The organism is Bradyrhizobium sp. CCBAU 65884 (assembly GCF_028128835.1).
Classification (GTDB): domain Bacteria; phylum Pseudomonadota; class Alphaproteobacteria; order Rhizobiales; family Xanthobacteraceae; genus Bradyrhizobium; species Bradyrhizobium ottawaense.
Window position 1 is genome coordinate 18660 of the sequence record NZ_LBJU01000129.1, and the last position, 26142, is coordinate 44801.

The 26142-nt window shown below is 64.8% G+C and carries 23 protein-coding genes; 12 read left to right on the plus strand and 11 right to left on the minus strand.

What is annotated here, in order from left to right:
• Window positions 1-14: 14 nt before the first annotated feature.
• Entirely contained in the window at window positions 15-989 is a 975-nt protein-coding gene (locus tag XI03_RS30725; protein WP_271594205.1) for a quinone oxidoreductase family protein, read from the minus strand.
• A 223-nt stretch (window positions 990-1212) separates the two neighbouring features.
• On the opposite strand from XI03_RS30725, the gene XI03_RS30730 reads away from it, so the two are divergent.
• The 3 genes from XI03_RS30730 (at window position 1213) to XI03_RS30740 (ending at window position 3908) form a co-directional block, all read left to right on the plus strand.
• Entirely contained in the window at window positions 1213-1413 is a 201-nt protein-coding gene (locus XI03_RS30730; RefSeq protein ID WP_028142644.1) for a hypothetical protein, read from the plus strand.
• Between the two features lie 162 nt (window positions 1414-1575).
• Entirely contained in the window at window positions 1576-2523 is a 948-nt protein-coding gene (locus tag XI03_RS30735; protein ID WP_271594206.1) for an AAA family ATPase, read from the plus strand.
• Window positions 2524-2528: 5 nt separating this feature from the next.
• Complete coding sequence (locus XI03_RS30740) at window positions 2529-3908, plus strand: vWA domain-containing protein (protein ID WP_271594207.1); 1380 nt, start codon at window positions 2529-2531, stop codon at window positions 3906-3908.
• A gap of 19 nt (window positions 3909-3927) precedes the next feature.
• On the opposite strand, the gene XI03_RS30745 is transcribed toward XI03_RS30740, so the two are convergent.
• Complete coding sequence (locus XI03_RS30745) at window positions 3928-4110, minus strand: hypothetical protein (protein ID WP_028142647.1); 183 nt, start codon at window positions 4108-4110, stop codon at window positions 3928-3930.
• A 351-nt stretch (window positions 4111-4461) separates the two neighbouring features.
• Between XI03_RS30745 and XI03_RS30750 the strand changes: the two genes are divergently transcribed.
• The gene (locus tag XI03_RS30750) at window positions 4462-4683 is read left to right on the plus strand and encodes a hypothetical protein (protein WP_028142648.1); all 222 of its coding nucleotides are present in this window, start codon (window positions 4462-4464) and stop codon (window positions 4681-4683) included.
• A gap of 257 nt (window positions 4684-4940) precedes the next feature.
• The gene (locus XI03_RS30755; RefSeq protein WP_271594208.1) at window positions 4941-6260 is read left to right on the plus strand and encodes a dicarboxylate/amino acid:cation symporter; all 1320 of its coding nucleotides are present in this window, start codon (window positions 4941-4943) and stop codon (window positions 6258-6260) included.
• Between the two features lie 12 nt (window positions 6261-6272).
• Here XI03_RS30755 and XI03_RS30760 read toward each other — a convergent pair whose 3' ends face one another.
• Entirely contained in the window at window positions 6273-7646 is a 1374-nt protein-coding gene (locus XI03_RS30760; RefSeq protein ID WP_271594209.1) for a hypothetical protein, read from the minus strand.
• A 100-nt stretch (window positions 7647-7746) separates the two neighbouring features.
• Window positions 7747-9006, minus strand: coding sequence for an allantoate amidohydrolase (locus XI03_RS30765; protein ID WP_271594210.1), 1260 nt, complete (start codon window positions 9004-9006; stop codon window positions 7747-7749).
• Window positions 9007-9368: 362 nt separating this feature from the next.
• Between XI03_RS30765 and XI03_RS30770 the strand changes: the two genes are divergently transcribed.
• Window positions 9369-9854, plus strand: a complete 486-nt coding sequence (locus XI03_RS30770; RefSeq protein ID WP_271594211.1) for a nucleoside deaminase — start codon at window positions 9369-9371, stop codon at window positions 9852-9854.
• A 28-nt stretch (window positions 9855-9882) separates the two neighbouring features.
• Here XI03_RS30770 and XI03_RS30775 read toward each other — a convergent pair whose 3' ends face one another.
• Window positions 9883-10986, minus strand: a complete 1104-nt coding sequence (locus XI03_RS30775; RefSeq protein WP_271594212.1) for a hypothetical protein — start codon at window positions 10984-10986, stop codon at window positions 9883-9885.
• Between the two features lie 564 nt (window positions 10987-11550).
• Between XI03_RS30775 and XI03_RS30780 the strand changes: the two genes are divergently transcribed.
• The 4 genes from XI03_RS30780 to XI03_RS30795 all read left to right on the plus strand — a co-directional run bounded on the left by XI03_RS30780 (window position 11551) and on the right by XI03_RS30795 (window position 16255).
• Window positions 11551-13122, plus strand: coding sequence for an ABC transporter ATP-binding protein (locus XI03_RS30780; RefSeq protein ID WP_271594213.1), 1572 nt, complete (start codon window positions 11551-11553; stop codon window positions 13120-13122).
• Entirely contained in the window at window positions 13106-14197 is a 1092-nt protein-coding gene (locus XI03_RS30785) for an ABC transporter permease (RefSeq protein ID WP_271594214.1), read from the plus strand. The genes XI03_RS30780 and XI03_RS30785 overlap by 17 nt, the downstream gene beginning before the upstream one ends.
• The gene (locus XI03_RS30790; RefSeq protein ID WP_038971999.1) at window positions 14184-15101 is read left to right on the plus strand and encodes an ABC transporter permease; all 918 of its coding nucleotides are present in this window, start codon (window positions 14184-14186) and stop codon (window positions 15099-15101) included. Before XI03_RS30785 ends, XI03_RS30790 begins: the two co-directional genes overlap by 14 nt.
• A 77-nt stretch (window positions 15102-15178) precedes the next feature.
• A complete protein-coding gene (locus XI03_RS30795) occupies window positions 15179-16255 on the plus strand; it encodes a BMP family ABC transporter substrate-binding protein (protein WP_038972008.1) in 1077 nt (358 codons plus the stop codon).
• A 111-nt stretch (window positions 16256-16366) separates the two neighbouring features.
• On the opposite strand, the gene XI03_RS30800 is transcribed toward XI03_RS30795, so the two are convergent.
• Complete coding sequence (locus XI03_RS30800) at window positions 16367-17716, minus strand: 8-oxoguanine deaminase (protein ID WP_271594215.1); 1350 nt, start codon at window positions 17714-17716, stop codon at window positions 16367-16369.
• A 163-nt stretch (window positions 17717-17879) separates the two neighbouring features.
• Here XI03_RS30800 and XI03_RS30805 point away from each other — a divergent pair, with 163 nt between their 5' ends.
• Window positions 17880-18707 carry an FAD binding domain-containing protein gene (locus tag XI03_RS30805; protein WP_038972000.1) on the plus strand — a complete coding sequence of 276 codons (828 nt, stop codon included), beginning with the start codon at window positions 17880-17882 and terminating at the stop codon, window positions 18705-18707.
• Complete coding sequence (locus XI03_RS30810) at window positions 18704-21445, plus strand: molybdopterin-dependent oxidoreductase (RefSeq protein ID WP_271594216.1); 2742 nt, start codon at window positions 18704-18706, stop codon at window positions 21443-21445. Before XI03_RS30805 ends, XI03_RS30810 begins: the two co-directional genes overlap by 4 nt.
• 182 nt (window positions 21446-21627) lie before the next feature.
• On the opposite strand, the gene uraD is transcribed toward XI03_RS30810, so the two are convergent.
• The 5 genes from uraD to XI03_RS30835 all read right to left on the minus strand — a co-directional run bounded on the left by uraD (window position 21628) and on the right by XI03_RS30835 (window position 25968).
• The gene (uraD, locus tag XI03_RS30815; protein ID WP_271594217.1) at window positions 21628-22515 is read right to left on the minus strand and encodes a 2-oxo-4-hydroxy-4-carboxy-5-ureidoimidazoline decarboxylase; all 888 of its coding nucleotides are present in this window, start codon (window positions 22513-22515) and stop codon (window positions 21628-21630) included.
• A gap of 5 nt (window positions 22516-22520) precedes the next feature.
• Window positions 22521-23456 carry an allantoinase PuuE gene (puuE, locus tag XI03_RS30820; RefSeq protein WP_028142662.1) on the minus strand — a complete coding sequence of 312 codons (936 nt, stop codon included), beginning with the start codon at window positions 23454-23456 and terminating at the stop codon, window positions 22521-22523.
• Entirely contained in the window at window positions 23457-23870 is a 414-nt protein-coding gene (locus tag XI03_RS30825; protein ID WP_014493672.1) for a DUF3830 family protein, read from the minus strand. It abuts the gene before it with no gap.
• A gap of 90 nt (window positions 23871-23960) precedes the next feature.
• A complete protein-coding gene (locus tag XI03_RS30830; protein WP_028142663.1) occupies window positions 23961-24236 on the minus strand; it encodes a hypothetical protein in 276 nt (91 codons plus the stop codon).
• A gap of 1327 nt (window positions 24237-25563) precedes the next feature.
• A complete protein-coding gene (locus XI03_RS30835; RefSeq protein WP_028142664.1) occupies window positions 25564-25968 on the minus strand; it encodes a hypothetical protein in 405 nt (134 codons plus the stop codon).
• Window positions 25969-26142: the final 174 nt, after the last annotated feature.

The following is a 26142-nucleotide window of genomic DNA, read 5'->3' on the forward strand; positions in this document are numbered from 1 at the left end:
CGCAGGCCCGGACATCACACCAGAAGGACGGTCGATCCCGTGGTCTTGCGTGCGGCGAGATCGGCATGCGCCTTGGCGGCGTCCTTCAACGGATAGGTCTGGTGCACCTCGATCTTGACCGCACCGGACTTGACGACGTCGAACAGCTCGTTCGCCATCGCGACCAGATTTTCGCGCTTGGCGGCGTAGGTGAACAATGTCGGCCGCGTGACGTAGAGCGAGCCCTTCTGGGCCAGCAGGCCGAGATTGAGCGGCTCGACCGCGCCGGAGGACTGACCGAACAGCGCGGCGACGCCGAGCGGCGCGAGGCAATCCAGCGATTTCAGGAATGTGTCCTTGCCGACGGAGTCATAAACCACCGGGACCTTCTTGCCGCCCGTGATTTCGTCGACCCGCTTCACGAAATCCTCGCGGGTGTAGATGATGACGTGGTCGCAGCCATGCGCCTTGGCGAGCTTGGCCTTCTCGTCGTTGCTGACGGTGCCGATCACGGTCGCGCCGAGGTGCTTGGCCCACTGGCCCAGGATCAGACCGACGCCACCGGCCGCGGCATGCAGCAGGATGGTATCGCCCGCCTTCACCCGATAGGTCTGCCGGATCAGATATTGCGTGGTGAGACCCTTCAGCATCATCGCCGCCGCGGTCCTGTCGTCGACCCCCTCAGGCAGCTTCAGCAAGCGGTCCGCGGGGATCAGCCGCGCCTCGGAATAGGCGCCGAGCGGCGAGGCGCCATAAGCGACACGGTCGCCCGGCTTCAGATCGGTGACACCGGGCCCGACCTCCTCGACGACACCGGCGGCCTCGCTGCCGAGCCCGCTCGGCAGTTGCGCCGGATACAGGCCGGAGCGGTTGTAGATGTCGACGAAATTGAGGCCGACGGCGGTGTGGCGGATGCGCGCTTCGCCCGGTCCGGGCTTGCCGACGCTGACCTCCTCCCAGACCAGGACTTCCGGACCGCCGGTCTTGTGAAAACGAATGGCATGCGTCATGGGCGTTGCTCCCTTATCGTTGGTTGAGGCTCCGAAAACCGGATCGGCCGCAGAAATAGGCATTCAGTCCGCCCGTTACAGTACAGACACGTAACAAGAATGTCACAGCGCGCGACAAACGTCCGCCGTTCCATCTCCGTTCGATAGAGTTGATGACGTGCCTGGAGCGACCGGCAGTAGCTTCTGCGCGGGGTTTGGTTGTCGCCTGCGAAGGAGAGCCGAGATGCCAGCTTATGTACAGCATCATCAGGACATCGAGATCGCGCCTGTGAATTGCCCGGCATGCATGGGGTTCCTGCCGATGTATGTGCGCGAGGTCGAGCCGCATTGGAGCCTTGCCAAGATCGACTTTGTCTACGAATGCGCCGATTGCGGCGCCGAGGTCAGACAGACGATCCGCAAGCCGGAGTTGCTGCGGCACTGATCGCGCGAACGGCGAGCCGCGCAAATATCCGCGCCGACACGTATTTGCGTCGAGCGGAAAAAGCGCCGTCCGTGCGGGTCTGATGCCTCCCAAACGAGGCTTGTTCTTTGCCGGGAACGCAGGCAGAACAAGCCTCAAGAAGACCTTTGGGAGCGCCCTTTCGTGGCTGATCAGAAGGCCTCGACGTCGATCGAGGCAGTGGAGAGCGGCCTCGCCGCGCAGGGCTACATCGCGAGCCGGCAGATCGCGACCGCCGTCTATTTGTCGCAGCAGATCGAGAAGCCGATCCTCGTCGAGGGCCCCGCGGGCGTCGGCAAGACCGAGCTTGCCAAGGCGATCGCGGCCTGGCGCGGCATGAAGATGATCCGCCTGCAATGCTACGAGGGTCTCGACGAGGCCAAGGCGCTCTACGAGTGGAAATACGCCAAGCAGCTCCTCTATACGCAGATCCTCAAGGACAAGCTCGGCGAAGTCCTCGGCGGCGCGCAGACGCTGCACGCCGCGCTCGACCAGTTGCACGATTTCGGCGACGTGTTCTTCTCCAAGGAATTCGTCGAGCCGCGCCCCTTGCTCCAGGCGCTGGAGCAGCCGGGCGGCTGCGTGCTCCTGATCGACGAGATCGACAAGTCGGACGCCGAATTCGAATCGCTGCTGCTGGAGATCCTGTCCGATTTCCAGGTCACGATCCCCGAGCTCGGCACCGTCTCGGCGATCACGCCGCCGACGGTGATCCTCACCTCCAACAGCGAGCGTGACCTCGGCGACGCCCTGAAGCGGCGCTGCCTGCATCTGCATATCGGCTTCCCCGAGCAGCGGCTCGAGGAGCGCATCGTCGAAAGCCGGGTGCCCGGCATCTCGCAGGCACTGCGCCGGCAGATGGTCGGCTTCATTCACGAGATCCGCTCGCTGGATCTGAAGAAGCTGCCCTCGGTCAGCGAGACCATCGACTGGGCGCGTGTCCTGGTGCTGCTCCAGGCCACGGAGCTCGATACCGAAATCGTCAAGGACACGCTCAACGTGCTGCTGAAATACGAAGCCGACATCGAGGCAGCAGCGCCGCAGGTGACGACCTTCATTGCCAAGGCGGCACGGTCCAACGTCTTCGGTTGACGCCGATGCGCGAGAACCTCCATCGTTTCTTTCGGGCAGCACGCGGCGTCGGCGTTCATGTCTCGCCTGCCGAGAGCATCGATGCGATGCGCGCGGTCGCGCAGGTCGGCCTCTCCGATCGAACCATCCTGCGCGACGCGCTGCTTCTGACGCTCGCCAAATCGCAGGACGAAAAGCTCGCGCTCGGCGACTGCTTTGATCTGTTCTTCAGCCAGCCGGAGCCGCGACAGGATCAGACCGAAGCGGGCAGCGAGGAGACCGCCTCGCAGGATCCGGATCGGTCCCCCTCCTCCGGCTCGGCCAGCGAAGCGGGCGAAGGACAGCCTCCCGAGGGCTTGGGCCCGCTCGCGCAGATGCTGCTGTCGCAGGACCGCAACACGATCGCAGCGGCGATTGCCAGCGCTTCCGGCACGGCCTCCCTGTCGGATATCCGCTATTCCACCCAGCGCGGGATCTTTTCCAGCCGCATCCTCGATGCCATGGGCCTCCAGCGCCTGCGCGACGATCTCGACGCGCTGACCGCGACCAACCCGGCACTGGCCGAGCGTCTGCGCGCCGCGCTCGACGCCTTGCGCGAAGCGGTGCGCGACACCGTCTCGCAGGGGCTCGCGCTCTACGCCCGCGAGGAGGCCGAAAATCTCCGCAACGAGATCCTTCGCAACGCGCCGCTCGCCCGCATCGAGCGGCGCCAGGTCGCGGAGATGCGCGCCCTCATCCGCCAGATCGCGCGCCGCCTGCGCGAGCGCTATTCGAAACCGCGCAAGCGCCAGCGCCGCGGTCATCTCGACGTCCGCCGCACACTCCGCCGCAACGCGGCCTGGGGCGGCGTGCCCTTCCTCACCGCATGGAAGCGCAAGCATCGCGACCGGCCGAAGATCGTGGCGCTCTGCGACGTCTCAGGATCGGTCGCGCAAGTCTCCGATTTCTTCCTGCTGCTGATCCACTCGCTGCACGAGGTGGTCGACGACGTCCACTCCTTTGCCTTCTCCTCGCACATGATCGAGGTCAGCGAGATCCTGGAAAAGAAATCGCCGGAAGAGGCGATGGCCGAGATCATGTCCAAGGTCGGCTTCGGCTCGTCCGATTACGGCTCTTCGCTGGTCGATTTCGAGAAGGACTTCATGAGCACGCTGACGCCGCAGACCACGGTGATCGTGCTCGGCGATGCCCGCAGCAACAACCTCGACCCGCGTGCCGACATCCTGCGCCGCATCTCCGAACGCTCGAAGCGGCTGGTCTGGCTCAATCCCGAAGGACGGCTCGCCTGGGGCTTTGGCGATTCCGAGATGCCGCGCTACGCGACCTTCTGTACGGTCGTGCGCCAATGCGCCACCGCGCAGCAGCTTGAGCGCGCGGTGTCAGATATCGTGGCGACTTATCAGTAGGTCTTGCTCGCGGCCAGCGTCAGTTCCGCGCAAGCTCCGCCTGGCCGATATTGCACTCCCGGAAGTGATAGGCAATTTCGTCGAGCGCGCGCTGCTCCCATTCCTCGGCTTGCGCGAGCCAGAAAACCCGGCGATCGAAATCGAGCGCGGCGCGCTCCCGGCACAGGGATTCCTGACTGCGAATTTTGACCAGCCTGTTCATGCACTCCACTCCTGCAGCGTGAAGTCATTCCCCGGGGATCACCGTAACAGAATCCTCAACCTTTCGCTCCACGATTTCTGTGCCTATTGCGACGCAGAATGGGACAGCAGCGCTTCCCGTGCACCGCGACAACTTGCAGTGCAGCATCAAACGGAATTCATCAATATGTGATCGAAGCTCGGGACGATATTCGCCAACGAGCGATCTTTACTCTTGTGGCGCAATGAAGTGCGGCAATTCGTGAAGAGACGTTCTAAACAGCGCACCGAATTCCCGACTCATTGTCGTCGCATGGTCTTCATGCCGCCCCGCTAACAGAGGCGCGCGAATGGTACTATCGCTTGAGGCAACATGAGCAACGACGTCGACTTCGATCTTTCACCGGACCAGTGGGAAGCCCTGCGCACACTTCGCAACCCGGTGTCGGGCGGTCGCCTCTCGAAGGCCTATCTTATCGAAAGTCTCGTCAAGTTCGGTCTCGTTGTCGTCAATGACGGCATACCTGTGATGACGCCCACGGGACGCAAGGCGCTCGTGCGCGGATCGTGCCGGCTGCTGGATCTTGCGGCATGAGGTTGCCTTTCGTTTCGGCGTAGGCATAACGGCTGACGGGTCCCGCGGCTTCCTCCCCACGCGACTGTTCGGCGAGATAGCGAAGGCGGCGGAGTGATGGGTTCCGCGCCCCCGACACAGCGCTCCTGAAGCGTTGCGTCGCGCCGCCCGGGATAACAGGGCGACCTCCAGGCCGCTTTCCGGAAATACCGCGACAATCTGGCACGGTTGTTGCTCCTTTTTGACGTCCAAGTCGCGTCAAACCGGGGGAATCCACCATGTCGACCATCACCGCGGCGCCCGCCGCCGAGCCGAAGCCGCTCTACACCTCGCTGTTCGTCCAGGTCCTGGCCGCGCTGGTGCTTGGCGTCATCCTGGGCATGGCCGTCCCGGACTTCGCGATCGGGCTCAAGATCCTCAGCGACGCTTTCCTGAAGCTGATCTCGATGATCGTGGCGCCGATCGTGTTCTGCGTCGTCGTGCACGGGATTGCCGGCGCCGGCGACCTCAAGAAGGTCGGCCGGGTCGGCGTCAAGGCGCTGGTCTATTTCGAGATCATGACGACCGTCGCACTCGTCGTCGGCCTGTTGCTTGCTTACCTCTTCGGGCCCGGCCACGGCATGAACATCGATCCCTCGACGCTGGATGCCAAAGCGCTCAACACCTACGCCGACAACGCCCACAAGCTGTCAGGCGGCGGCATCGGCGCCTTCCTGATGAACGTGATCCCGACCACCTCCTTCGATGCGCTGTCGCGCAACGACGTGCTCCAGGTGCTGTTCTTCGCGGTCCTGTTCGGCGTCGGGCTCGCGCTCGTCGGCGGCGAGAAGGGCAAGCTCGTCACCAGCATGATCGATGCCGCCTCCACCGTGCTGTTCCGCGTCATGGGCCTGATTGTCCGCGTTGCCCCGCTCGGCGTGCTCGGCGCGGTCGCCTACACCGTCGGCAAATACGGGGTCGGCTCGCTGAAGCAGCTCGTGTCGCTGGTGATGCTGTTCTACGTCTCGGTCGGCATCTTCGTGCTGGGCGTGCTCGGCGGCGTGATGGCGCTCGCCGGACTCAACATCCTCAAATTCCTCGCCTACCTGCGCGAAGAGCTGACCATCGTGCTCGCGACCGCCTCCTCCGATGCCGTGCTGCCGCAGATCATGAAGAAGCTGGAGCGGATGGGCGTGAAGGATTCCGTGGTCGGTCTCGTGATTCCGACCGGCTATTCCTTCAACCTCGACGCCTTCTCGATCTATCTGACGCTCGCCGTCGTCTTCATCGCGCAGGCGACCAACACGCCGCTGTCCTTCGGCGATCTCCTGCTGGTTCTCGGCGTCTCCCTGATCACCTCGAAGGGCGCGCATGGCGTGCCGGGTTCGGCCATCGTGATCCTGGCGGCGACGCTCAATGCGGTGCCGAGCATTCCCGCGATCGGCCTCGTGCTGGTGCTGTCGGTCGACTGGTTCATCGGCATGGCCCGCGCGCTCGGCAACCTCGTCGGCAACTGCGTCGCGACGGTCGTGGTCGCGGCCTGGGAAGGCGATCTCGACCGCGCCAAGGCGGCCAAGGTGCTGGAGGGCGGTGAGCTGGTGGACGTGACGGCGGGATAGCGCCCCGCTGGATCAGTCATTCCATTGCAGGAGCGGCGTTCCATACGCCCTCCTCCAGACCGACAGGAAGCGCGGAAACCAGGAATGGGCCACGGCGCCCTTGTAGGCCCAGGTGCGATACTTCAGCCCCTGTTCCGAGATCAGCTCCTGATATCCGCCGTGCACTTCGGTCGCGGTGCGAATGTCCTTCAATATCCCTTGCGCGCAGGCCCGGTAGTGATCACCGCCGGAGACCTCGTCGTAGTCGAGCATCCGGTCCGCGAACTCGACGTTGAACGTCGGCCAGGACGAGCGCCCCTGATAGGCGGGAGCCGCAATCTTGTGGATCATCTTGTTCCGCGGATTATCCGCGGACACCAGGAAGTGGAACGTAGAGGGTATGCGAAAGCGCGGCTCCGCGATGATCAGATCCGCCGTCGCCGCGAACAGCGCCCGCTCGCTCGCATCGTTCATATCCCAGAAGCCGCGATGCACGCTGACGAAATCCAGCGCGACCGAGGACACCGGCAATCCCTTCGGACCATCCAGCGAATGCCTGATGTAGCCGTCCCTGCCGAACAGACGGAGCAGGTCCTTCTTGTACTGCGCAAGGCCGCGTCCGAGCAGCCGCTTCAGCTCGTTCTCGTCCACGATTCCGAACTGCACGCTCCACAGGAAGGTTGTGTAGACGCAGGCATTGGTGACAAAGCGCCTGCGTTCCGCACGGGTATCCGTTGCAGCGGAGCGAGGGCCACGGGCATCGCACAGCAAATACCTGGTGCCGTCATCGTCGAACGGCTCGAGCTCGCTTGCGAGCTGCAGGACCGCACGCTTCAGGTCACCGCCATATTCGGCCAGCAGCAGCCGGCCGGCATGCGCGCATTGTGCCATCGCCAGATAGGACGGCGCCCTCTGATCGGCCGAGATCATCTGCTGCAGGCCGGCCAGAATGCCGAGCAGCGTATCCGACGGGCGCGAGAAATAGTTCACGCCGAGGTACCGACCGCGTCCCGCCGGGACGATGGTGGTCGTGACGACATCGGCGCGAACCGCCTCGAGCAACAGACGGATACTCTTGTCGAGCAGCCGGGCCCGCCGCACCGCGTCCTGCGCATCCATGATGGTCTCGGGGTCGAGGACATCAGGATAGAACCAGGCGAAGTCACGGGGATAATAGGCGGATGCGTGCGGCGCGCCCGTGACGAGGAAGGCCTCGGTCACCGAAAAGGCGCTGTCCATCGAGTGCCGGTAAAGGTCCTCGATGGCCGACAACGAATGGTGCGACCTTCTCAGGAATCGATCACCGAGAAAATTGACCGCCTGGAGGGCGTTGGCAAAAAAGGTTGCGGCCACGCCTTGGTAAAATCGGTTTCCGCGATCTGAGGGCAACGAGATATCGCTATTCATATGTGGCTAGGGTAACTCCGACGGTGCGGCCACCACCCAAAGCATGGCTGATTCGTATTTCGTCCAGATGACGCACCGGCTTCCAGCGGGCTCCTTCAGCCTACCCTTCCCGGGGCCTGAAATTCTCGATCACCCGCAGCAGCACCCGCGCACCGGCGTCGGCATCGGCGAGCTCCACATGCTCGTCCGGGTGGTGGCTGATGCCGCCGCGGCAGCGGACGAAGACCATGCCGACATCGGCGATGTCGATCATGGCCATGCCGTCATGCCCTGCTCCGCTCGGCAGCTCGAACACGGAGAACCCCTCCGCTCCGATCGCCTGCGCGATCTGCTCCTTGAGCCACGGCGCGCAAGGCGCGGTGCGGTTCTCGTGGGTGACGTCGAGCTGGAGGGCCAAGTGCCGGCGCTTGGCGATCGCCTCGATCTGGCGGACGACGTCAGCCACCGCGCGCTTGCGGTGCATGTCGGTCGGCGCGCGCATGTCGATGGTGAAGGACACCTCGCCCGGAATGACATTGGTCGCGCCGGGCCTCGCCTGGATGTAGCCGACGGTGCCGACCAGCCCACTCTCGTCGGTGCGGCAAAATTGCTCGATCGCCCCGATGCATTCGGCCGCGCCCGCGAGCGCATCACGCCGAAGCGCCATTGGCACCGTGCCGGCGTGCCCGGCCATGCCGGTCAGCCGCGCGGCAAGCCGCGTGGCACCGGCAATCGCGGTGACGACCCCGACAGGCAGGTCCTGCGCCTCCAGCACCGGCCCCTGCTCGATGTGCAATTCGAGATAGGCAAGCAGCTCGCGTCGCGCCCGCGCGGCCGCTCCGATATGATCGGGATCGAGGCCGAACTGCACGAGCGCATCGCGCATCGACACACCGTCGCGGTCGCGCACATTCAAGACACTCTCGTCAAAAGTGCCGGCCACCGCACGGCTGCCGAGCAAGGTCGAAGCGAAGCGCACGCCCTCCTCGTCGGCAAAGCCGACGATCTCGATCGCGAACGGCAGGCGCTTGCCACGGCGATTGAGATCGGCAACGCAGGCAATGGCCGTGATCACGCCCAACGGCCCGTCCCATTTGCCGGCATCGCGTACGGTGTCGTAGTGCGAGCCGAGCATCAGGCAGGGCGCGCCGGGCCGCTCGCCTTCGTAGCGGCCGCAGACATTGCCGATCGCGTCAAGACGCGCGCTCATGCCGGCATCGCGCATCCAGCTCAGCAGGAGGTCCGCCGCCTTGCGCAACTCCTTGGTGAGATAGATGCGGGTGAGGTTGTCGCCTGCTTCCGAGATCGCAGCCAGATCGTTGATCCCTCGCACGATCTCTTCGCCGAGCGATGCATTTTGAACGGCGTTGACGGCACTCATCTCGACGAGCTTTCTCTTCTCTGGACCGCGGCAGCGGCTGTCTGGCGACCATCGGTACACGTTCGGCGGCCAGTCACGCACCGGCGCCCGTCCCAACCTGCGCGTGGTTAGCATGAATGCGCGTACGCGGCAGGCTGCGTCACGCCGGTCATGCACAGGCGCACCAATAGTTTCACCTTTATCAGGACCCGAACGGCCCGCATAATCAATATTTTCAATCGGTTATCCGGAAGGTAACGTCAATGAACCCAGCCGGCTGGTGGAGATGTTCCACGGCGAATTCGTGTATGAAGGACGGGCCAGCGAAGCTGGTCATGCGACGATCGGCCGGCGCATGGCGGGGCACTGACGGCGGAGGATCGATGGCCAACGCATCCGAGCGTGACGAGCATTTTCTGCGTTTGTCCTTCGCGGTCGCCCGCCGCTCCCTCACCCATTGCAACCACCCGTTCGGCTGCATCGTTGTCGATGCGAGCGGCAAGGTGCTGATCGAGACCGAGAACGGCTACATGCCGGATCATGACGGCACCGCGCATGCCGAACGTCTCGCGGCCACCCAGGCCTGCCGCACACTCGGCCGCGAAGTGCTGGCGACAGCGACGCTCTATTCCTCGGCAGAGCCCTGCGCGATGTGCGCCGGCGCGATCTACTGGGCCGGCATCGGCCGCGTCGTCTACGGCCTCAGCGAGCATCGCCTGCGCGGCGTCACCGGCAACCATCCTGACAACCCGACCCTCGATCTGCCGTGCCGCGAGGTCTTTGCCAGCGGCCAGCGGCTGACCGAAGTCGTTGGTCCGCTGCTCGAGGACGAAGCCGCAGCGCTGCACGATGGCGTGTGGACGAAGTAGACACAAACTCCGATCAGTAGGGTGCCGATCAGAACTTCACGGTGATGCCGGAGTAGAGCGAGGATTCGCTGCACGATCCCGTGCTCACCGTCCGGCCACCGACCGCCGTGGTACAGCCGACGGCAAGGTTGTGATCGAGACCGAACTTGTTCTGCCAGTAGCGGTAAGCCACCCAGACGTCCACGAAGTGCGAATACTTGTCACCCCAGGCGGCCTTCGAGGCATCGAAGGTCAGGCGGATGGGCTCCGAATTCAACTCGACCGCCGTGTTGTAGACGCCGTTCGCCGGGCTGTAGGGAAGCGGCTGGGTGTCGGTGCCCTTCTTGCCGTACCAGCCGGCGCGGCCGCTGATCGAGAAATATTGCATGTTCGGCGGCAGGAAGCCGAGATCCATGTAGTAATTGACCTCGACCGCCCAGGTCGGCTTGAACGAGGTGTTGCCGTCTGCAAGACAGGTCACGCCGGGAACGCCGGCACCGAACAGTCCGCACTGGCTGAACGAGTTGTGGTTGGCGAACTCCCAGTACACCAGCGGTGCGACGTTGATGTAACCCTTGTAGGGCAGATCGAACGCAAACTGCAGACCGCCGACGACGTCGCGCTTGGCGGCACCGAAATATCTGTTTTCGGTATTGGCATCCATCCCAACCTCGAACGAGATGTTGTGAAGCGGCCCCGCGGTGAAGGCCTTGGTGTCGAAGAGCTCATTCCAACCGAACGTCGAGCGGAACAGTCCGTAGATCTCCGTTGCACCGGCGCAAATTGCCGGCGCGCCGAAGATCGTGCCCGCGTTGGTGCAGGGCCCGGCCGGGTCATTGTGATCGGACTTGAACATCGAGATGGTGAAGAAGTTCGTGCCGTATGCCCAGAGATCGAAATGCGTGAACGAGTAGACCTGCTTGGTGGTCTTGCTGTCGATCGATCCATCCGGCCGGAACGACCATGCACCGGGCTGCGAGGCGTTGAAGATGTAGGAGAAGGTGACGCGGTTATCGATCACCAGGAAGAACGGGAGATCCGCCGCCTTCTTGGCAGCCTTGACCGGCAGATCCGCCGCGAAAGCCAAGCCACCGGTGGCGAGCGTAGCAAGTGACAGCACCGCTGCTGCAATTGCCCTGAAACGAAACGACATCCTGAATACCCCCAAGTGTGGACACGTCAATGAACGCCCTTGGGTGCGAGACTTGCGCCGATCTCCCGGAGGGAGAAGCCTCAACTTTTTTCAAGGCATGCCGCTTGTTTCGGCAAGGGGCGGCGTCTCTTCGTAGGATTTAGCAGGCTTTCTGCAGCCGGCATGCGGCCGGCGACGCCGGCTGTTGCCGGACATTCCCGTTTGATTTCGCTCTTCTTTCATGCCGAGCGGATATTGCAGGCGCGATGGTCGGGAGCCAATGTTGCGTCGATCCGCATTGCATGAGCGCGACGGCGCAACTTTGCTCACTGCGACGTCAGGCCTGCATAGCGGGTTCCGATTTGGCTTGGACCGTCACAAATCTGCAACAGGCGCCGGCGACAGCCAAGCCGGCATGGCCGAGCGTGGGCGTTTGAGCAGGGGGCTTCGTCTCGGCCGGCGCAGGCGCACCGACACAAGGTGCCTGCCACAGCGTTGAGCAAGGGATGACGCATTTTCACACCTTACGCCGGGGCTCAAACTGGCCCACTATCGCGGCATTTCACCATGCAAGCGCATCAGCGAATGTTGGATTCGACACCTGACGACCTGAATTCCGGCGAGCCCCCGCTGCTGCGGACGATCGGACTCACCAAACGCTATGGCGATTTCCTCGCCAACGATTCCATCGACATCGATATTTGGCCCGGCGAAATCCACGCGCTGCTCGGCGAGAACGGTGCCGGCAAGTCGACGCTGGTCAAGGCGATCTACGGGCTGATCCAGCCCAGCGCCGGCGAGATTCGCTGGCAGGGCCAACAGGTCGTGCTGTCCGGTCCCTCCGAAGCCCGCAGCCGCGGCATCGGCATGGTGTTCCAGCACTTCTCGCTGTTCGACAATCTCACCGTCGCCGAGAACGTCGCGCTCGGCCTCGACGGACGGGAGTCCTTCAGGGACATGTCGGCGCGACTGGAGCAGGTGTCGAAGACTTACGGCCTTCCGCTCGATCCCAAACGCGAGGTCTGGCAATTGTCGGTCGGCGAGCGCCAGCGCATCGAGATCGTCCGCGCGCTGATGCAGGATCCGAAATTCCTGATCCTGGACGAGCCCACCGCCGTCCTGACGCCGCAGGAAGCCGATCAACTGTTCGTCGTGCTGGAGCGGCTCAAGGCCGAAGGCCGCGCCATCCTCTACATCAGCCACAAGCTCGAGGAGGTGAAGCGGCTCTGCGACACCGCCACGATCCTGCGCGGCGGCAGGAAGGTCGAGACCTGCGATCCCCGGCGCGAGACCGCGGCCTCGCTCGCCCGCATGATGGTCGGCGGCGAGATCAAGCAAGTGAAGGCGGCATCCGGCCGGAAGACCACCGTTCCGCGGCTCGTCGTCAACGATCTTTCGCTCGCACCAGGCGAAGCGCACGGCGTACGGCTCGAGCACATCTCGTTCGAGCTGAAGGGCGGCGAGATCCTCGGCATCGCGGGCGTCGCCGGCAACGGCCAGGACGAACTGTTCGCCGCGCTGTCCGGCGAGCGCCTGTCGAAGGACCCGGGCACGGTGGTGATCGAAGGCATTGCCGCCGGCCATCTCTCCATCACGCAGCGGCGCAAGCTGGGTGCTGCGTTCGTTCCCGAGGAGCGGCTCGGTCATGGCACCGCACCGCGCATGAAGCTCTCGGAGAACGCGCTGCTCACCGGACACGCCGCCAGCGGCATGGTCCATCGCGGCTTCATCAATACCGCGGCCACGCTGAAGACCGTCGACCGTGCGACCGAGACGTTCGACGTCCGCAAGGCCAAGCGCGATCCGGAAGCCGCATCCCTCTCCGGCGGCAATTTGCAGAAGTTCATCGTGGGACGCGAGATCCTGCGCAACCCCGCGGTGCTGGTGGTGAGCCAGCCGACCTGGGGCGTCGATGCCGGCGCCGCCGCCGTCATTCGCCAGGCGCTGCTTGATCTGGCAACCGCGGGCGCCGCCGTGCTCGTGACCAGCCAGGATCTCGACGAGCTCGCTGAGATCGCCGACCGCATCGCCGTGATGTTCCACGGCAAGCTGTCAGCACCGCTCGCGACCCGCGAGGCGACGCGCGAAAAGCTCGGCCTTCTCATGGGCGGCAGCAGCCTCGAGCCAAGGGAGGCCGCGCATGCAATTGGTGCTTGAGAAGCGCGCCGAACGCTCGGGCACGATCGCGCTGGTCTCGCCGCTGATCGCGATCGGCCTCACGGTCGTCACCATGGTCATCCTGTTCGCGATCCTCGGCAAGAATCCGCTGCTCGCCTTGCACGCCTATTTCATTGCGCCCTTGACCGACGGCTACTCGCTCCAGGAGATCGCGGTGAAGGCGACGCCGCTGGTGATGATCGCGATCGGGCTGTCGCTCTGCTATCTCGCCAATGCCTGGAACATCGGCGCAGAGGGCCAATTCCTGATCGGCGCAGTGGCCGGAAGCTGGATCGCGGTGAAGACGCAAGGCACCGATGCCGGCGCCTGGGTGCTGCCGGCGATGCTCGTGCTCGCAGCCGCCGCGGGCGCGCTCTATGCGCTGATCCCGGCGATCTGCAAGGTGAAGTTCGGCGCCAGCGAGATCCTGACCAGCCTGATGCTGGTCTATGTCGCCGACCTCTTTCTCGACTATCTCGTGCGCGGGCCCTGGCGCGACCCCAACGGCTTCAACTTCCCGACCACGGCCGAGTTCGATCCGGTGGCGACTGTCCCGTTGCTGATCGAGGGCGGGCGGCTGCATCTCGGCTCGATCATTGCGCTTCTTGTCGTCGCGGCGGCCGCAATCCTGCTCGGGCGAACCATCAAGGGTTTCGAGATCCGCGTCGTGGGCGCAGCCCCCCGTGCCGCGCGGTTCGGCGGCTTCAACGCCAATCAGCTGATCATCCTGACCTTCGCGGTATCAGGCGCGCTCGCAGGTCTCGCCGGCATCATCGAGGTGGCAGGTCCGGTCGGACATCTCCAGCCTGGCATCTCCCCGGGCTACGGTTTTACTGCGATCATCGTCGCCTTCCTCGGCCGGCTGAATCCGCTTGGAATATTAATTGCAGGCCTGTTCCTTGCACTGACCTTTATCGGCGGCGAGCAGGCGCAGATCGCGATGAAGATTCCATTGGATGTCACCAAGGTCTTTCAGGGCATTCTGTTGTTCTACGTGCTCGCCTGCGATTCCCTGATCCTCTACCGCTTCAAGTTGAGCTTCCCGAACCGTCAGGTGGCCCGTGGAACTCATTGAAGCCATCATCCTCTCGGTGCTCGCCGCGTCAACGCCGCTGCTGATCGCCGCGACCGGAGAGCTCGTGACCGAGCGCTCCGGCGTGCTCAATCTCGGCGTCGAGGGCATGATGATCGTTGGCGCGGCCTGCGGCTTTGCCGGCGCATGGCTCACCGGATCGATCTTCATTGGCGCGCTGTTCGGCATCATCGCGGGAACGATGATGTCGCTGATCTTCGCATTGATGGCCCTCGGGCTCGCCGTCAACCAGGTCGCGACGGGTCTTGCGCTCACCATCCTCGGCGTCGGGCTGTCCGGGCTGATCGGCGCCGGCTTCGTCGGCGAGCGCATCACGCCGGCAGTCCATCTCGCCATTCCGGGCCTCACCGACATCCCGCTGGTCGGGCGCGTGCTGTTCGGCGAGGACGGCTTCGTCTACTTCTCGATTGCACTCGTCGTCGGCGTCTGGTGGTTCCTGTACCGCACGCGGGCGGGATTGATCCTGCGCGCCTGCGGCGACAACCACGCCTCTGCGCACGCGCTCGGCTATCCCGTGCTGCGCATCCGCACCTTCGCCGTGATGTTTGGCGGTGCCTGCGCAGGCCTTGCCGGCGCTTATCTGCCGCTCGCCTATACGCCGTTCTTCATACCCGGCATGACCGCGGGCCGCGGCTGGATCGCGCTGGCGCTGGTGGTGTTCTCGTCCTGGCGGCCGGGCCGGCTCGTGGTCGGCGCCTATCTCTTCGGGGCAGTGACGATCCTGCAATTGCACGCGCAAGGCTGGGGCATCGGCATTCCCTCGCAATTCATGTCGGCGCTGCCTTATCTTGCGACCGTCATCGTGCTGGTCCTGCTCTCCCGCGCGCGCAGCGGCGGCTCGACCGCCCCGGCCGCGCTCGGCACCGTGTTCGTACCTGACCGCTGAATTTCATTTCCGCGGCGCGCGCGATGGGGCGCGCGCGTTGCGCATCGTGGCTTTCCCCTGATGTTTGGAGATCGATGATGAGGAAATCCCTTCTTGCGCTGGCTGCCGGGCTTTTGCTGGCCGGAAGCGTCAGTGCAGCCTCCGCCGCCGACAAGCTCAAGGTCGGCTTCATCTATCTGGGTCCGATCGGAGATTTGGGCTGGACCTATCAGCACGATCTCGCCCGGCAGGCGCTGGTCAAGGAGCTGGGCGACCAGATCGAGACCACCTATCTGGAGAACGTGCCTGAAGGCCCCGACGCCGAGCGCTCCATCGAGCAGCTCGTCCGCGCCGGCAACAAGCTGATCTTCACGACGTCGTTCGGCTACATGGATCCGACGCTGAAGGTCGCAAAAAAATATCCCAACGTGCATTTCGAGCACGCCACCGGCTACAAGCGCAATCCGAACATGTCGACCTATTCGGCCAGATGGTGGCAGGGCCGCTACATCCAGGGCTTGATCGCGGCGAAGATGACGAAGTCCGGCGTGCTCGGCTATATCGGCTCGTTCCCGATTCCGGAGGTCGTCTCCGGCATCAACGCGACGATGCTGGCCGCGCAGACCATCAAGCCTGACATCAAGGTCAAGATCATCTGGGCCAACACCTGGTTCGACCCGGGCAAGGAGGCCGACGCCGCCAAGGCGCTGATCGACCAGGGCGCCGACGTCATCATGCAGCACACGGATTCGCCCGCCGCGATGCAGATCGCCAGCGAACGCGGCAAGCTCGCCTTCGGCCAGGACTCCGAGATGATCAAGTTCGGGCCCAAGACCCAGCTGACCTCGATCCTCGACACCTGGGGCCCCTACTACATCGAGCGGGTCAAGGCCGAGCTTGCCGGCACCTGGAAGTCCCAGGACAGCTGGGGCGGCCTCGACAGTCACATGTTCGCGATGGCGCCCTATACCAACATGCCTGACGACGTGAAAAAATTGGCTGAGGATGCCCAAGCCGCGATCACTGCAGGCAAGCTGCATCCGTTCAAGTGCCCGATCGTTGGGCAGGACGGCAAGCCGGTCGAGTGCAAGGGCGGCGATCACCTCGACGACGGCCAGATCCTCGGCATGAATTTCTACGTCAAGGGCATCGACGACAAGCTGCCGGGCAAGTAGCACGCTTCTTGCTTAGGCTAGATCACCTGCTCCTCCCGGAGGAGGTTCGGAGGGGGTGGCCAGAAGCACCCGGCACTTGTGGTCGCCCCCTCTTTCTATCCTGCCTTGGCATTATCCGGCCCGCATGGCCTGCGCCGCCAAACTGTGGCGGCTGATGAGGTCTGCCACGTCGAGGTCCGGGATCGCACCGTCGATCACGGCCCATTTTCCCGCCACCATCACCCGGTCGGCCCGATGCGCTCCGCACAGCACCAATGCGGCCAAGGGGTCGCCATGACCGGAGAAGCGCAATTCGTCGAGCCTGAACAGCCCGAGGTCCGCAGCCTTGCCGACGGCGATCTCGCCGAGTTCCGGCCGGCCGACGCAGGCTGCCGACCCCTTGGTCGCCCAGCGCAACGCATCCTTGTGGCTGACCTTGGACACCCCGTAACGCGCCCGTTGCAGCAGGAAGGCGGCGCGGACCTCCTGCATCAGGTTGGAGCCGTCGTTCGAGGCTGAGCCGTCGACACCGATCCCGATCCCGACGCCGGCCTCCTCCATCTCGCAGACAGGACAGCAGCCGGACGCCAGCAGCTGGTTGCTGCACGCGCAATGGCTGATGGTCGTCTTCGCCTTGCCGAGCCGCTTCATCTCATCGGCGTTGAAAAATATGCCGTGGGCGAGCCAGGTCCGCGCATTGAGCCAGCCGCATTGCTCGAGATAGTCGAGCGGACGGCAGCCATACATCTGCTGGCAGAATCTGTTTTCGTCCTCTGTTTCGGCGAGATGGGTGTGCAGGCGCACGTCGAGCTTATCAGCGAGATCGGAGGTGGCGCGCATCAGCGACGTCGTCACCGAGAACGGCGAGCACGGCGCCAGCGCGATCTGCACCATCGCGTCCAGGCCGCGCTGGTGGTGCTTGGCAACCACGCGCGCGCTGTCTGCGAGAATCGTGTCCTCGTCCTGCACCACGCTGTCAGGCGGCAGGCCGCCGTCGCGCTGCGACAGGTTCATCGAGCCGCGCGTCAGCAGCACCCGCACGCCCAGACGCTTCGCCACGGCGACCTCGATATCGACGGCATCTTCGAGGCCCGCGGGGAAGACGTAGTGATGATCGGTCGTGGTGGTGCAGCCCGACAGCAGCAGCTCGGACATCGCCACGGTGACGCCGAGCTCGAGCGCCTCGGGCGTCAGCCTCGCCCACACCGGGTAGAGCGCCTGGAGCCAGGGGAACAGCTCCCGATCCATCGCCGCCGGCAGCGCCCGGGTCAGCGTCTGGTAAAAATGATGATGGGTGTTGATCAGGCCCGGCAGCACGACATGTTCGCTCGCATCGAACACCACGACATCAGCGGTCGCTGGCGCGGCGCCAGCCGGCACGAGCTCGACGATGCGGCCGTCCTTTACCACGATCCCGCGCTCGGCACCGTCGGCGAGGATGGCCAGGGGATCCCTGATCCAGATCGGCTTTGCGTCGCTCATGATCCCGCTTCTCCTTTACATCCGCTGACAGGCCAGCCAGGTAAACGCTGGCCCAGCCACCTTCGCGCCAGGACTTGTTTTATTGCGACTTGTTTGTTGCCACTTGGCTCCGGTCTTGCAAGACTCATCGGCACGATTCACCGGCGGAAGCTTTGGCGCAGCCATGGATTTGAACACCATCACGACGGTCGCCCATCCGCAAACGCGCGCGCAGCTGCCCGCCTGGACGGCAGGCGACGCCTGGCTCGCGGGCGGCACGTGGTTGTTCTCGGAGCCGCAGGTGCATCTGAAGCGGCTGATCGATCTGACCGACCTGAAATGGCCGGCGCTGACGATCACGGACAGCCATCTCTCCATCGCCGCCACGTGCACGGTCGCGCAGCTCGACGGACTTGCCTGCCCGTCCGATTGGCTCGCCGCGCCGCTGATCAACCAGTGCTGCCGCGCCTTCCTTGCGTCGTTCAAGATCTGGAAGACCGCGACCGTCGGCGGCAATCTCTGCATGTCGCTGCCGGCGGGACCGATGATCTCCCTTACTGCAGCGCTGGGCGGCGTCTGCACCATCTGGAAGGCTGGCGGCGGCGAGCAGAGGATTCCTGTCGTCGACTTCGTCACCGGCAACCAGCGAAATCGCCTGACACCGGGCGACCTGCTTCGCCAGATCGATATTGGGATTGCCGCGCTGAAACGCCGCACGGCATATCGCCAGATCTCGCTGGCGCCGGTCGGCCGCTCGGCGGCGCTCCTGATCGGCAGCCTCGATGCCGACGGCACGCTGACGCTCACGGTCACCGCATCGACGGCGCGGCCGATCCAGCTGTCCTTTCGCCGGGCCCCGGACGCGAGCGCGCTGGGCGACGCGATCGCCCAGCAGATCACGGACGATCTGTACCACACCGACATCCACGGCCGGCCGCTCTGGCGCAAGCACATGACATTGCGGCTCGCCGAAGAGGTTCGCCGCGAGCTGCTGGGGGCAATGCCGTCATGAGCTTCGAGGTCAACGGCAAACCGTTTGCGCAGGAGCCGCGCGCCGGGCAGTGCCTGCGCACGTTCCTGCGCGAGCTCGGCCATTTCGGCGTGAAGAAGGGCTGCGACGCCGGTGACTGCGGCGCCTGCACCGTGCTGCTCGACGGGGAGCCGGTGCACAGCTGCCTGATCCCGGCGTTCCGCGTCGAGGGACGCAGTGTGACCACGATCGAAGGTCTGGGCGGAGACCACGGCACGCATCCGATGCAGCAGGCTTTCCTTGACGCGCAGGGCTTTCAATGCGGCTTCTGCACCGCCGGCATGATCCTGACCTGCGCCTCGCTGAATCAGGCCCAGCGGACCGATCTCGGCGCGGCGCTGAAGGGCAATATCTGCCGCTGCACCGGCTATCGCGCGATCGAGGATGCATTGCTCGGCAAGACCAATGTCGAGGCGAGCGTCGAGCCCGGAGCCGCGTTTGGCCACAGCCTGCCGGCGCCGGCAGGCCCCGACATCGTGCGCGGCGACGCGCGCTACACCTTCGACACCGCCATCGAGGGCCTGCTTCACGTCAAGCTGGTGCGTTCGCCTCATGCCCACGCCAGGATCGTCGCAATCGACAAGTCGGAAGCGCTGAAGGTTCCCGGCGTACACGCGGTGCTGACACATGAAGACGCACCTTCGATGCTGATCTCGACCGCGCGGCACGAGATGGACTGGATGGACCCCGAGGACACCCGCGTTCTCGACGACGTCGTCCGCTTCATCGGCCAGAGGGTTGCCGCCATCGTTGCCGAAAGCGAAACCGCCGCCGAGGAGGCCTGCCGCCGGCTGAAGCTCGATTATGAGATTTTGCCTGCGCTGATCGATCCGGAGCAGGCGATGGCGCCCGGTGCGCCCGTCATTCATCCCGACCGCACCACCGCGAACCGCATCGCCGACGCTCAGCGCAACCTCGCTGCGGAGACGCATGGCGAGTTCGGCGACGTCGCGGCGGCGCTCGCGATAGCCGCCGTCACCTTCGAGGGCACCTTCCACAGTCATCGCGTGCAGCACGCGGCACTGGAGACCCATGGCGGCCTTGCCTGGCTCGATGCCTCGGGCGTGCTCAATGTCCGCACCTCGACCCAGGTGCCGTTCCTGACCCGGCGCGCGCTGTCCGACATCTTCAAGCTTCCTCCCGACAAGGTCCGCGTGTTCTGCGAGCGCGTCGGCGGCGGCTTTGGCGGCAAGCAGGAGATGTTCGTCGAGGACATTCTGGCGCTCGCTGCGCTCAAGACGGGACGTCCGGTGAAGCTGGAGCTCACCCGCGAGGAGCAGTTCATCGCGACCTCGACGCGGCACCCGATGCGTGTCCACATCAAGGCCGGAGCGGATGCCGGCGGCAAGCTCACCGCGCTCAAGCTCGACGTGCTCTCCAACACCGGCGCTTACGGCAATCACGCCGGCCCGGTGATGTTCCATTCGCTGTCGGAGTCCATCGCGGTCTACAATTGCCCGAACAAGCGGGTCGACGGTCATGCCGTCTACACCAACACGGTGCCGGCGGGCGCGTTTCGCGGCTATGGCCTGCCGCAGACGCTGATCGCGATCGAGGCCGCGATCGACGAGCTGGGCCGGCAGCTCGGCATCGACCCCTACGAGATGCGCCGGCGCAACATCGTGAGGGATGGCGATCCCATGCTGTCGCCGCCGCCGTCCGAATTTCACGACGTGCTCTACGGCTCCTACGGGCTCGACCAGTGCCTCGACCTCGTCGAGCGCGCGATGCAGGCCGATAGCCCGCAGCCGGACCTGTCGCCGGACTGGCTGATCGGTGACGGCGTCGCGCTGACCATGATCGACACCGCGCCGCCGGCGGGCCACCTCGCCGACGCGACGATCGCGCTGCGTGAGGACGGTGGTTTCGATCTCACCGTCGGCACCGCCGAATTCGGCAACGGCACCAGCACCGTGCACCGGCAGATCGCCGCGACCACGCTCGCGACCACCGTCGACAGAATCCGACTGCGCCAGTCCGACACCGCCCATGGCGGCCACGACACCGGCGCCTATGGCAGCGCGGGCATGTTCGTCGCCGGCAAGGCGACCCATGCGGCTTCCCTGCAGCTTGCGACCGAATTGAAGGCGGCCGCCGCCGGCGCGTGGCTGTGTGACATCGGGAGCTGCGCGCTCGAGGACAACGCCGTCGTCAGCGGCGTCCGGCGCATGTCTTTTGCGGAGCTGGTGAAGCTCGCGCGCGAGCGCGGGCAGCCGTTCGCAGGCAGCGGCAATTCCGAGGGAACACCGCGTTCGGTCGGCTTCAACGTCCAGGGTTTTCGTATCGCCGTGAACAAGGCCAGCGGCGAGCTCAGGATTCTCAGGAGCGTGCACGCCGCGGACGCTGGAGTGGTCGCCAATCCCATGCAGTGCCGCGGTCAGGTCGAAGGCGGCGTGGCGCAGGCGCTCGGCGCCGCGCTCTACGAGGAGATGGTGATCGACGCCGAGGGGCGCGTCACCAACCCGAAATTCCGCGACTACCACCTGCCCTCCTTCGCGGACGTGCCCCGGACCGAGGTCTTCTTCGCCGAGACGTCCGATACGATCGGACCGTTAGGGGCGAAGTCGATGAGCGAGAGCCCGTACAATCCGGTCGCGGCCGCACTCGGCAACGCGATCGCGAACGCCACCGGCATCCGCTTCACCGCGCCGCCCTTCAAGCCGGACCGGCTGTTTCCGGCGCTGCTCGACAAGTTTGGCAACTCCACTGGGACGCGATAGCTCGACCACGGCGACGCTGTTCTCCCTCGCCCCGCTTGCGGGGAGAGGGTTGGGGTGAGGGGGAGTCTCCGCAATGACGGTGACAGTTGGACGCGTCGAGAGTCCCCCTCACCCGAATTCGATCTACGATCGAATTCGACCTCTCCCAGCAAGCGGGGCGAGGTGAAGAGCGCGCCTTGCATTCAGCTGCCGCGATAGGTCGAATAGCTCCATGGCGTGACCAACAGCGGCACGTGATAGTGCCCCTCTGGCTCGCTGACGGCGAAGCGCAGCGGGATCTCGTCGAGGAACGGCGGATCCGACAGCGGCACGTTGCGCTCGGCGTAATATCTGGCAACGCTGAATTTGAGCTCATAGCGGCCGATCGGCAGCGGGCGACCGCCGATCAACGGCCGATCGGTGCGACCGTCCGCATTGGTCACCGCGCGCGCGATCACACGGCTCTCGCCGAGGCTGGCGAGCTCCACGAGCTCGACCGGGATGCCGGACGCGGGCTTGCCGGCGTGGTTGTCCAGCACATGGGTCGAGAGCCGGCCGTGCACCTTCAGCCTGTCGTCGGCCATGACGAGCTGATCCAGCCGCAGCGCGGAGATCCGGCCGATCTCCTCGATCGCGCGCCGCGTCTCGGTCTTGGCGATATTGCGTAACCGCCTCTCGAAGTCGCGCAGCACGGAATCCCGGGTGTGGCGGCGCACGCAGACGATATAGGGGAAGCCGAACTTGTCCCGATAGGCGCTGTTGACGCGCTCGAACGCCGCGTATTCGGCATCCGACAACCTATCGAGGCCGGCGCTGTTCTGCTCGTCGGTCGATTCCACTGTCAGCCCCGCCGCGCGCTGGGTCTTGCTGGCGAGATCCGGATGCGCCCGGATCAACGCCAATTGCACGTCGGGCTCGGCGCTCTGGATCGCCGCCATCAGCGCCGTGTGCAACTGATTGATGCCGGCAAACGGTCGCTTGTCGGCGAGCTGCTCGGCGATCCACGGCGAATATTCGACGACATTGGCGAGCGCCGCGACGAAGTCGGCCTTGCTTGCGGCATTGAGGTCGGACAGCGATATCTGCGACATCGTCCTCAACCGATCTCGAACGCAGTGGCCGCGAGATGCGCATGCTTGTCGTGCCAGTGCTGGGCGATCTGCAATCGCGTCGGCACCCAGACGCGTTCGTGCTTGCCGATATAATCGAGGAAGCGCATCAGCCCCGCAGCGCGGCCGGGCCGGCCTGCGAGGCGGCAATGCAGGCCAACCGACATCATCTTCGGCGCAGTTTCGCCTTCCGCATAGAGCACGTCGAAGGCGTCCTTCAGATAGGTGAAGAACTGCTCGCCCTCGGCAAAGCCTTGCGGGTTGATGAAGCGCATGTCGTTGGCGTCTAGCGTATAGGGAATGACGAGCTGCTTGCCGCCCGCGCTCTTGACCCAATAGGGCAGATCGTCGGCATAGGAGTCGCAGAGATAGAGGAAGCCGCCCTCCTCCATCAGCAGACGGTTGGTGTTGATCGAGGAGCGCCCGGTGTACCAGCCGAGCGGCCGCGATCCGGTGGCCTCAGTGTGGACGCGGATCGCTTCCGCGATCTCGGCGCGCTCCTGTGCCTCGGTCATGTCCTTGTGCTCGATCCATTTCAGGCTGTGGCTGGCGATATCCCAGCCCGCCTCCTTCATGGCGGCGACGATCTCGGGGTTGCGCTTCAGCGCGGTGGCGACGCCGAACACGGTGGTCGGCCAGTTGCGCGCGGTGAACATCCGCCACAGCCGCCAGAAGCCGGCCCGCGAGCCATATTCGAACATCGATTCGATATTGGCGTGGCGCTGGCCCGGCCAGGGCTGCGCGCCGAGCACGTCGGACAGGAACGCTTCCGAGGCGCGATCGCCGTGCAGGATGTTGTTTTCGCCGCCTTCTTCGAAATTGACGACGAACTGCACCGCGACCCGCGCGTTGCCGGGCCACTCGGGGTGCGGCGGGTTGCGGCCGTAACCGCGGAGATCGCGCGGGTAGCGTGTGTCAGCCACTCAGACTTCCTCGAAGCGGATCGGCAGCGCGCCCTTCCACAGCACGCTCTTGCCCAGCGTCGCCAGATTCTCCAGGCCCGAGGTCAGCGTGATGAAGTGGTTGCCGGCGAGTTGGCCCATCTTGCTGGCGAAGTGAACGCCGCCATAGGCCAGCAGGATCTCGGTCTCGCTGATGCCGCCGGGATAGAGGATGATCTGGCCCGGCGCGGGATAGCTGGTGTGGTTCTCGTAGCCGACGCCGAAATCGAGATCGCCGAGCGGCATCCACACGCCCTCGCCGCTCCAGCGCACATGGATGATGTGGCTTTCGAACGGCAATGCCTTGCGGAAGGCGGCGACGGTCTTGGGTGCCAGTTGCTCCTCGAAGCGGGCATCGAAGGTGAAGTCGCCGGCACGGATAACGAGTTTGCTCATCTCATCTCTCTGGATCGGGGCCGGTGGCCCCACGGATAATTTTCAAGCAAAGAGCACTCCCGACAGTTTCGCGCAAGGGGCGCGGACGCGTCACCTGCGGTCGTAGGACCAGCCGAAAATGCCGCTCCGCCGCGTCTCCGGTTCCGGCTCGGCGGCCGGCGGAGGGGCTTCCTTCAGTTCCGCCCGCGGCGGCGGGGGCGGTGCCGGCAGGATCTCGCATGTCATGGAGTAGACCAGCTTGCCGTCGGCGGTACGCCCGATCGGGACACAGGGATCGGGATGTCCGGCCGCGGTCTTCGGCGCCAACTTGACTTGCGCGGCCGCCGGTGACGCCAGCAGCAGCAGGACCAGCAGATATCTCGACATCGTTGTCGCCTGAAAGCTCGATTGGCCCATTGAACCGGATTGGGGCGGGCAAGTCCATCGGCGCCGGAGCGCGCGATTGCCGAATATTTAGCCGTGTCCCGGACAAGCCGCAGCGCTTCTTGCCGCTGCTGCGCATAGCTCGGATCCAGATGGCGACACGGTACGACGCGGATGGATGGGCCCCGGCTCTGCAGCGCTCTGCAGCGCACCGCACCGGACGATGCTTCGCATCGCCGGGGACGCTGCGCTGCGTCCGGGGCATGAGAGCTGAGTGAGGCGCAGGCTGTCTCCACATGTCATTGCGACTCCAGTGCACATCCCAGCGGCGCTGCCGTAGGGTGGGCAAAGGCGCATAGCGCCGTGCCCACGATCTCCGTCCATAAGCAACAAGGCGTGGGCACGCTGCGCTTTGCCCACCCTACGAGATCGAGTTTGTGGCACGTAGCTCAGCTCGCAGACACGCCTCTTCGGCCTCGCGGCGCATTTCGCCCGAGCTTTGCCTGGTCTCGCCACCCTCCGATCCAAGAGGGCGCAGGGAAGGCCGGGTGCCAGCTCGCACCCGCGGTCCGCTGCGCGAAATGCACACGCAGAAAGAACCGCACAGCAGCATACAGGTGGTGCCGATCACTCGGCCTTCCCTGCGCAGTGGCTGGACGGCTTATGCCGTGATCTCCCGGGAGCCGACCATTCCTTCTGGCCTCCCTCGCCCCGCGAATTGGATGATGCAGTCCGCCCGGTTGGGCTCGCTCGCACCTTCGCAGGACTTGACCGTGGCAACGACGGCCAGGACCACACGGTTTTGCCGTACGCGCGGCCCGCCATTTCGCCGCAGTTTTTCCGGGCCCCGTCGACGAAGCCGGAAACTTACAGACGAGACGAAGCCTAGCAGCGCCGCTCGTCGCACGAAGCCTCGGGCTCACAGGGACACCCCGCCCTGCCCGCGCCTCTCGTGCCGACGCTGCCGCGTCCACCGCAAGCCCGGCTCGCGATGCGTGACGACACAAGATCGCCCCTCCTGGTGAGCCGGGATGGGCAACACATACGCCGAAACCGAATTTCGGTAAAGTGGAATATTTTCGGCGACGAGGATTGACAGAGGGCGACACAGGCTCGGTCCCGCAGCCCGGATGGCGCCAACGGGTCGGCGCGAAGCGCCGCCCGATGACAGGCTCCGCGCAATCCGGGACGGTGCGAGACGCCGGGCGAGCGGCCCCGGATTACGCTTTCGCTCCACCGGGCTACAAGGATACCGACACATCAAAAAAGGGCGGCGCAAAGCACCGCCCTTTATCGCGCAATCATTCGGGGCCGCGCTGAAAACAGCCGCTCAGTAGCCCGGATCGTAATAGAAGGGACTGCCGCCGCCGTAATAGCCCTGACCGCCATAATAGCCCTGACCGCCATAGTAGGGTCGCGACCCATAATAATAGCGGTTCTCGTAGTAGTCGCGGCGCCGCTGCTCGGCGATCACCCCGCCGATGATACCCGCCGCGGCGCCCATGAAGGCGAGGCCTGCGGCGTTCGACCCGCGCCGATAATAGTGGCGACGCCGGGCTGCGCTGAAATCGGTGACGTCGGAGGAGCCCTGCCCTGCCGTGACGGGCTTCGCTGACACCGCCCCGGGGGACGCCGCAGCCGAGGGCGATGCGGAGGTTGCGACCAATGCCAGGCTTGCGAACGCGGCCAGCACCATGTTGCGGCCGGCTGCGGAAATCATGGGTCTCACAGTCATTTTGACCTTCCTATAATCTTGCCGATGCTGTTGCCAAACGTAGGGATCTGCAAACCGGATTCAATGCGCAAACCGTTGAGATGGTTTCATGTTCGCGGCAATCTGCCACGCTTTGAACGATTGTAAACCGAACGACCAACTCGCAGCTTGAACCATCGAACCTGAGCGGATAAT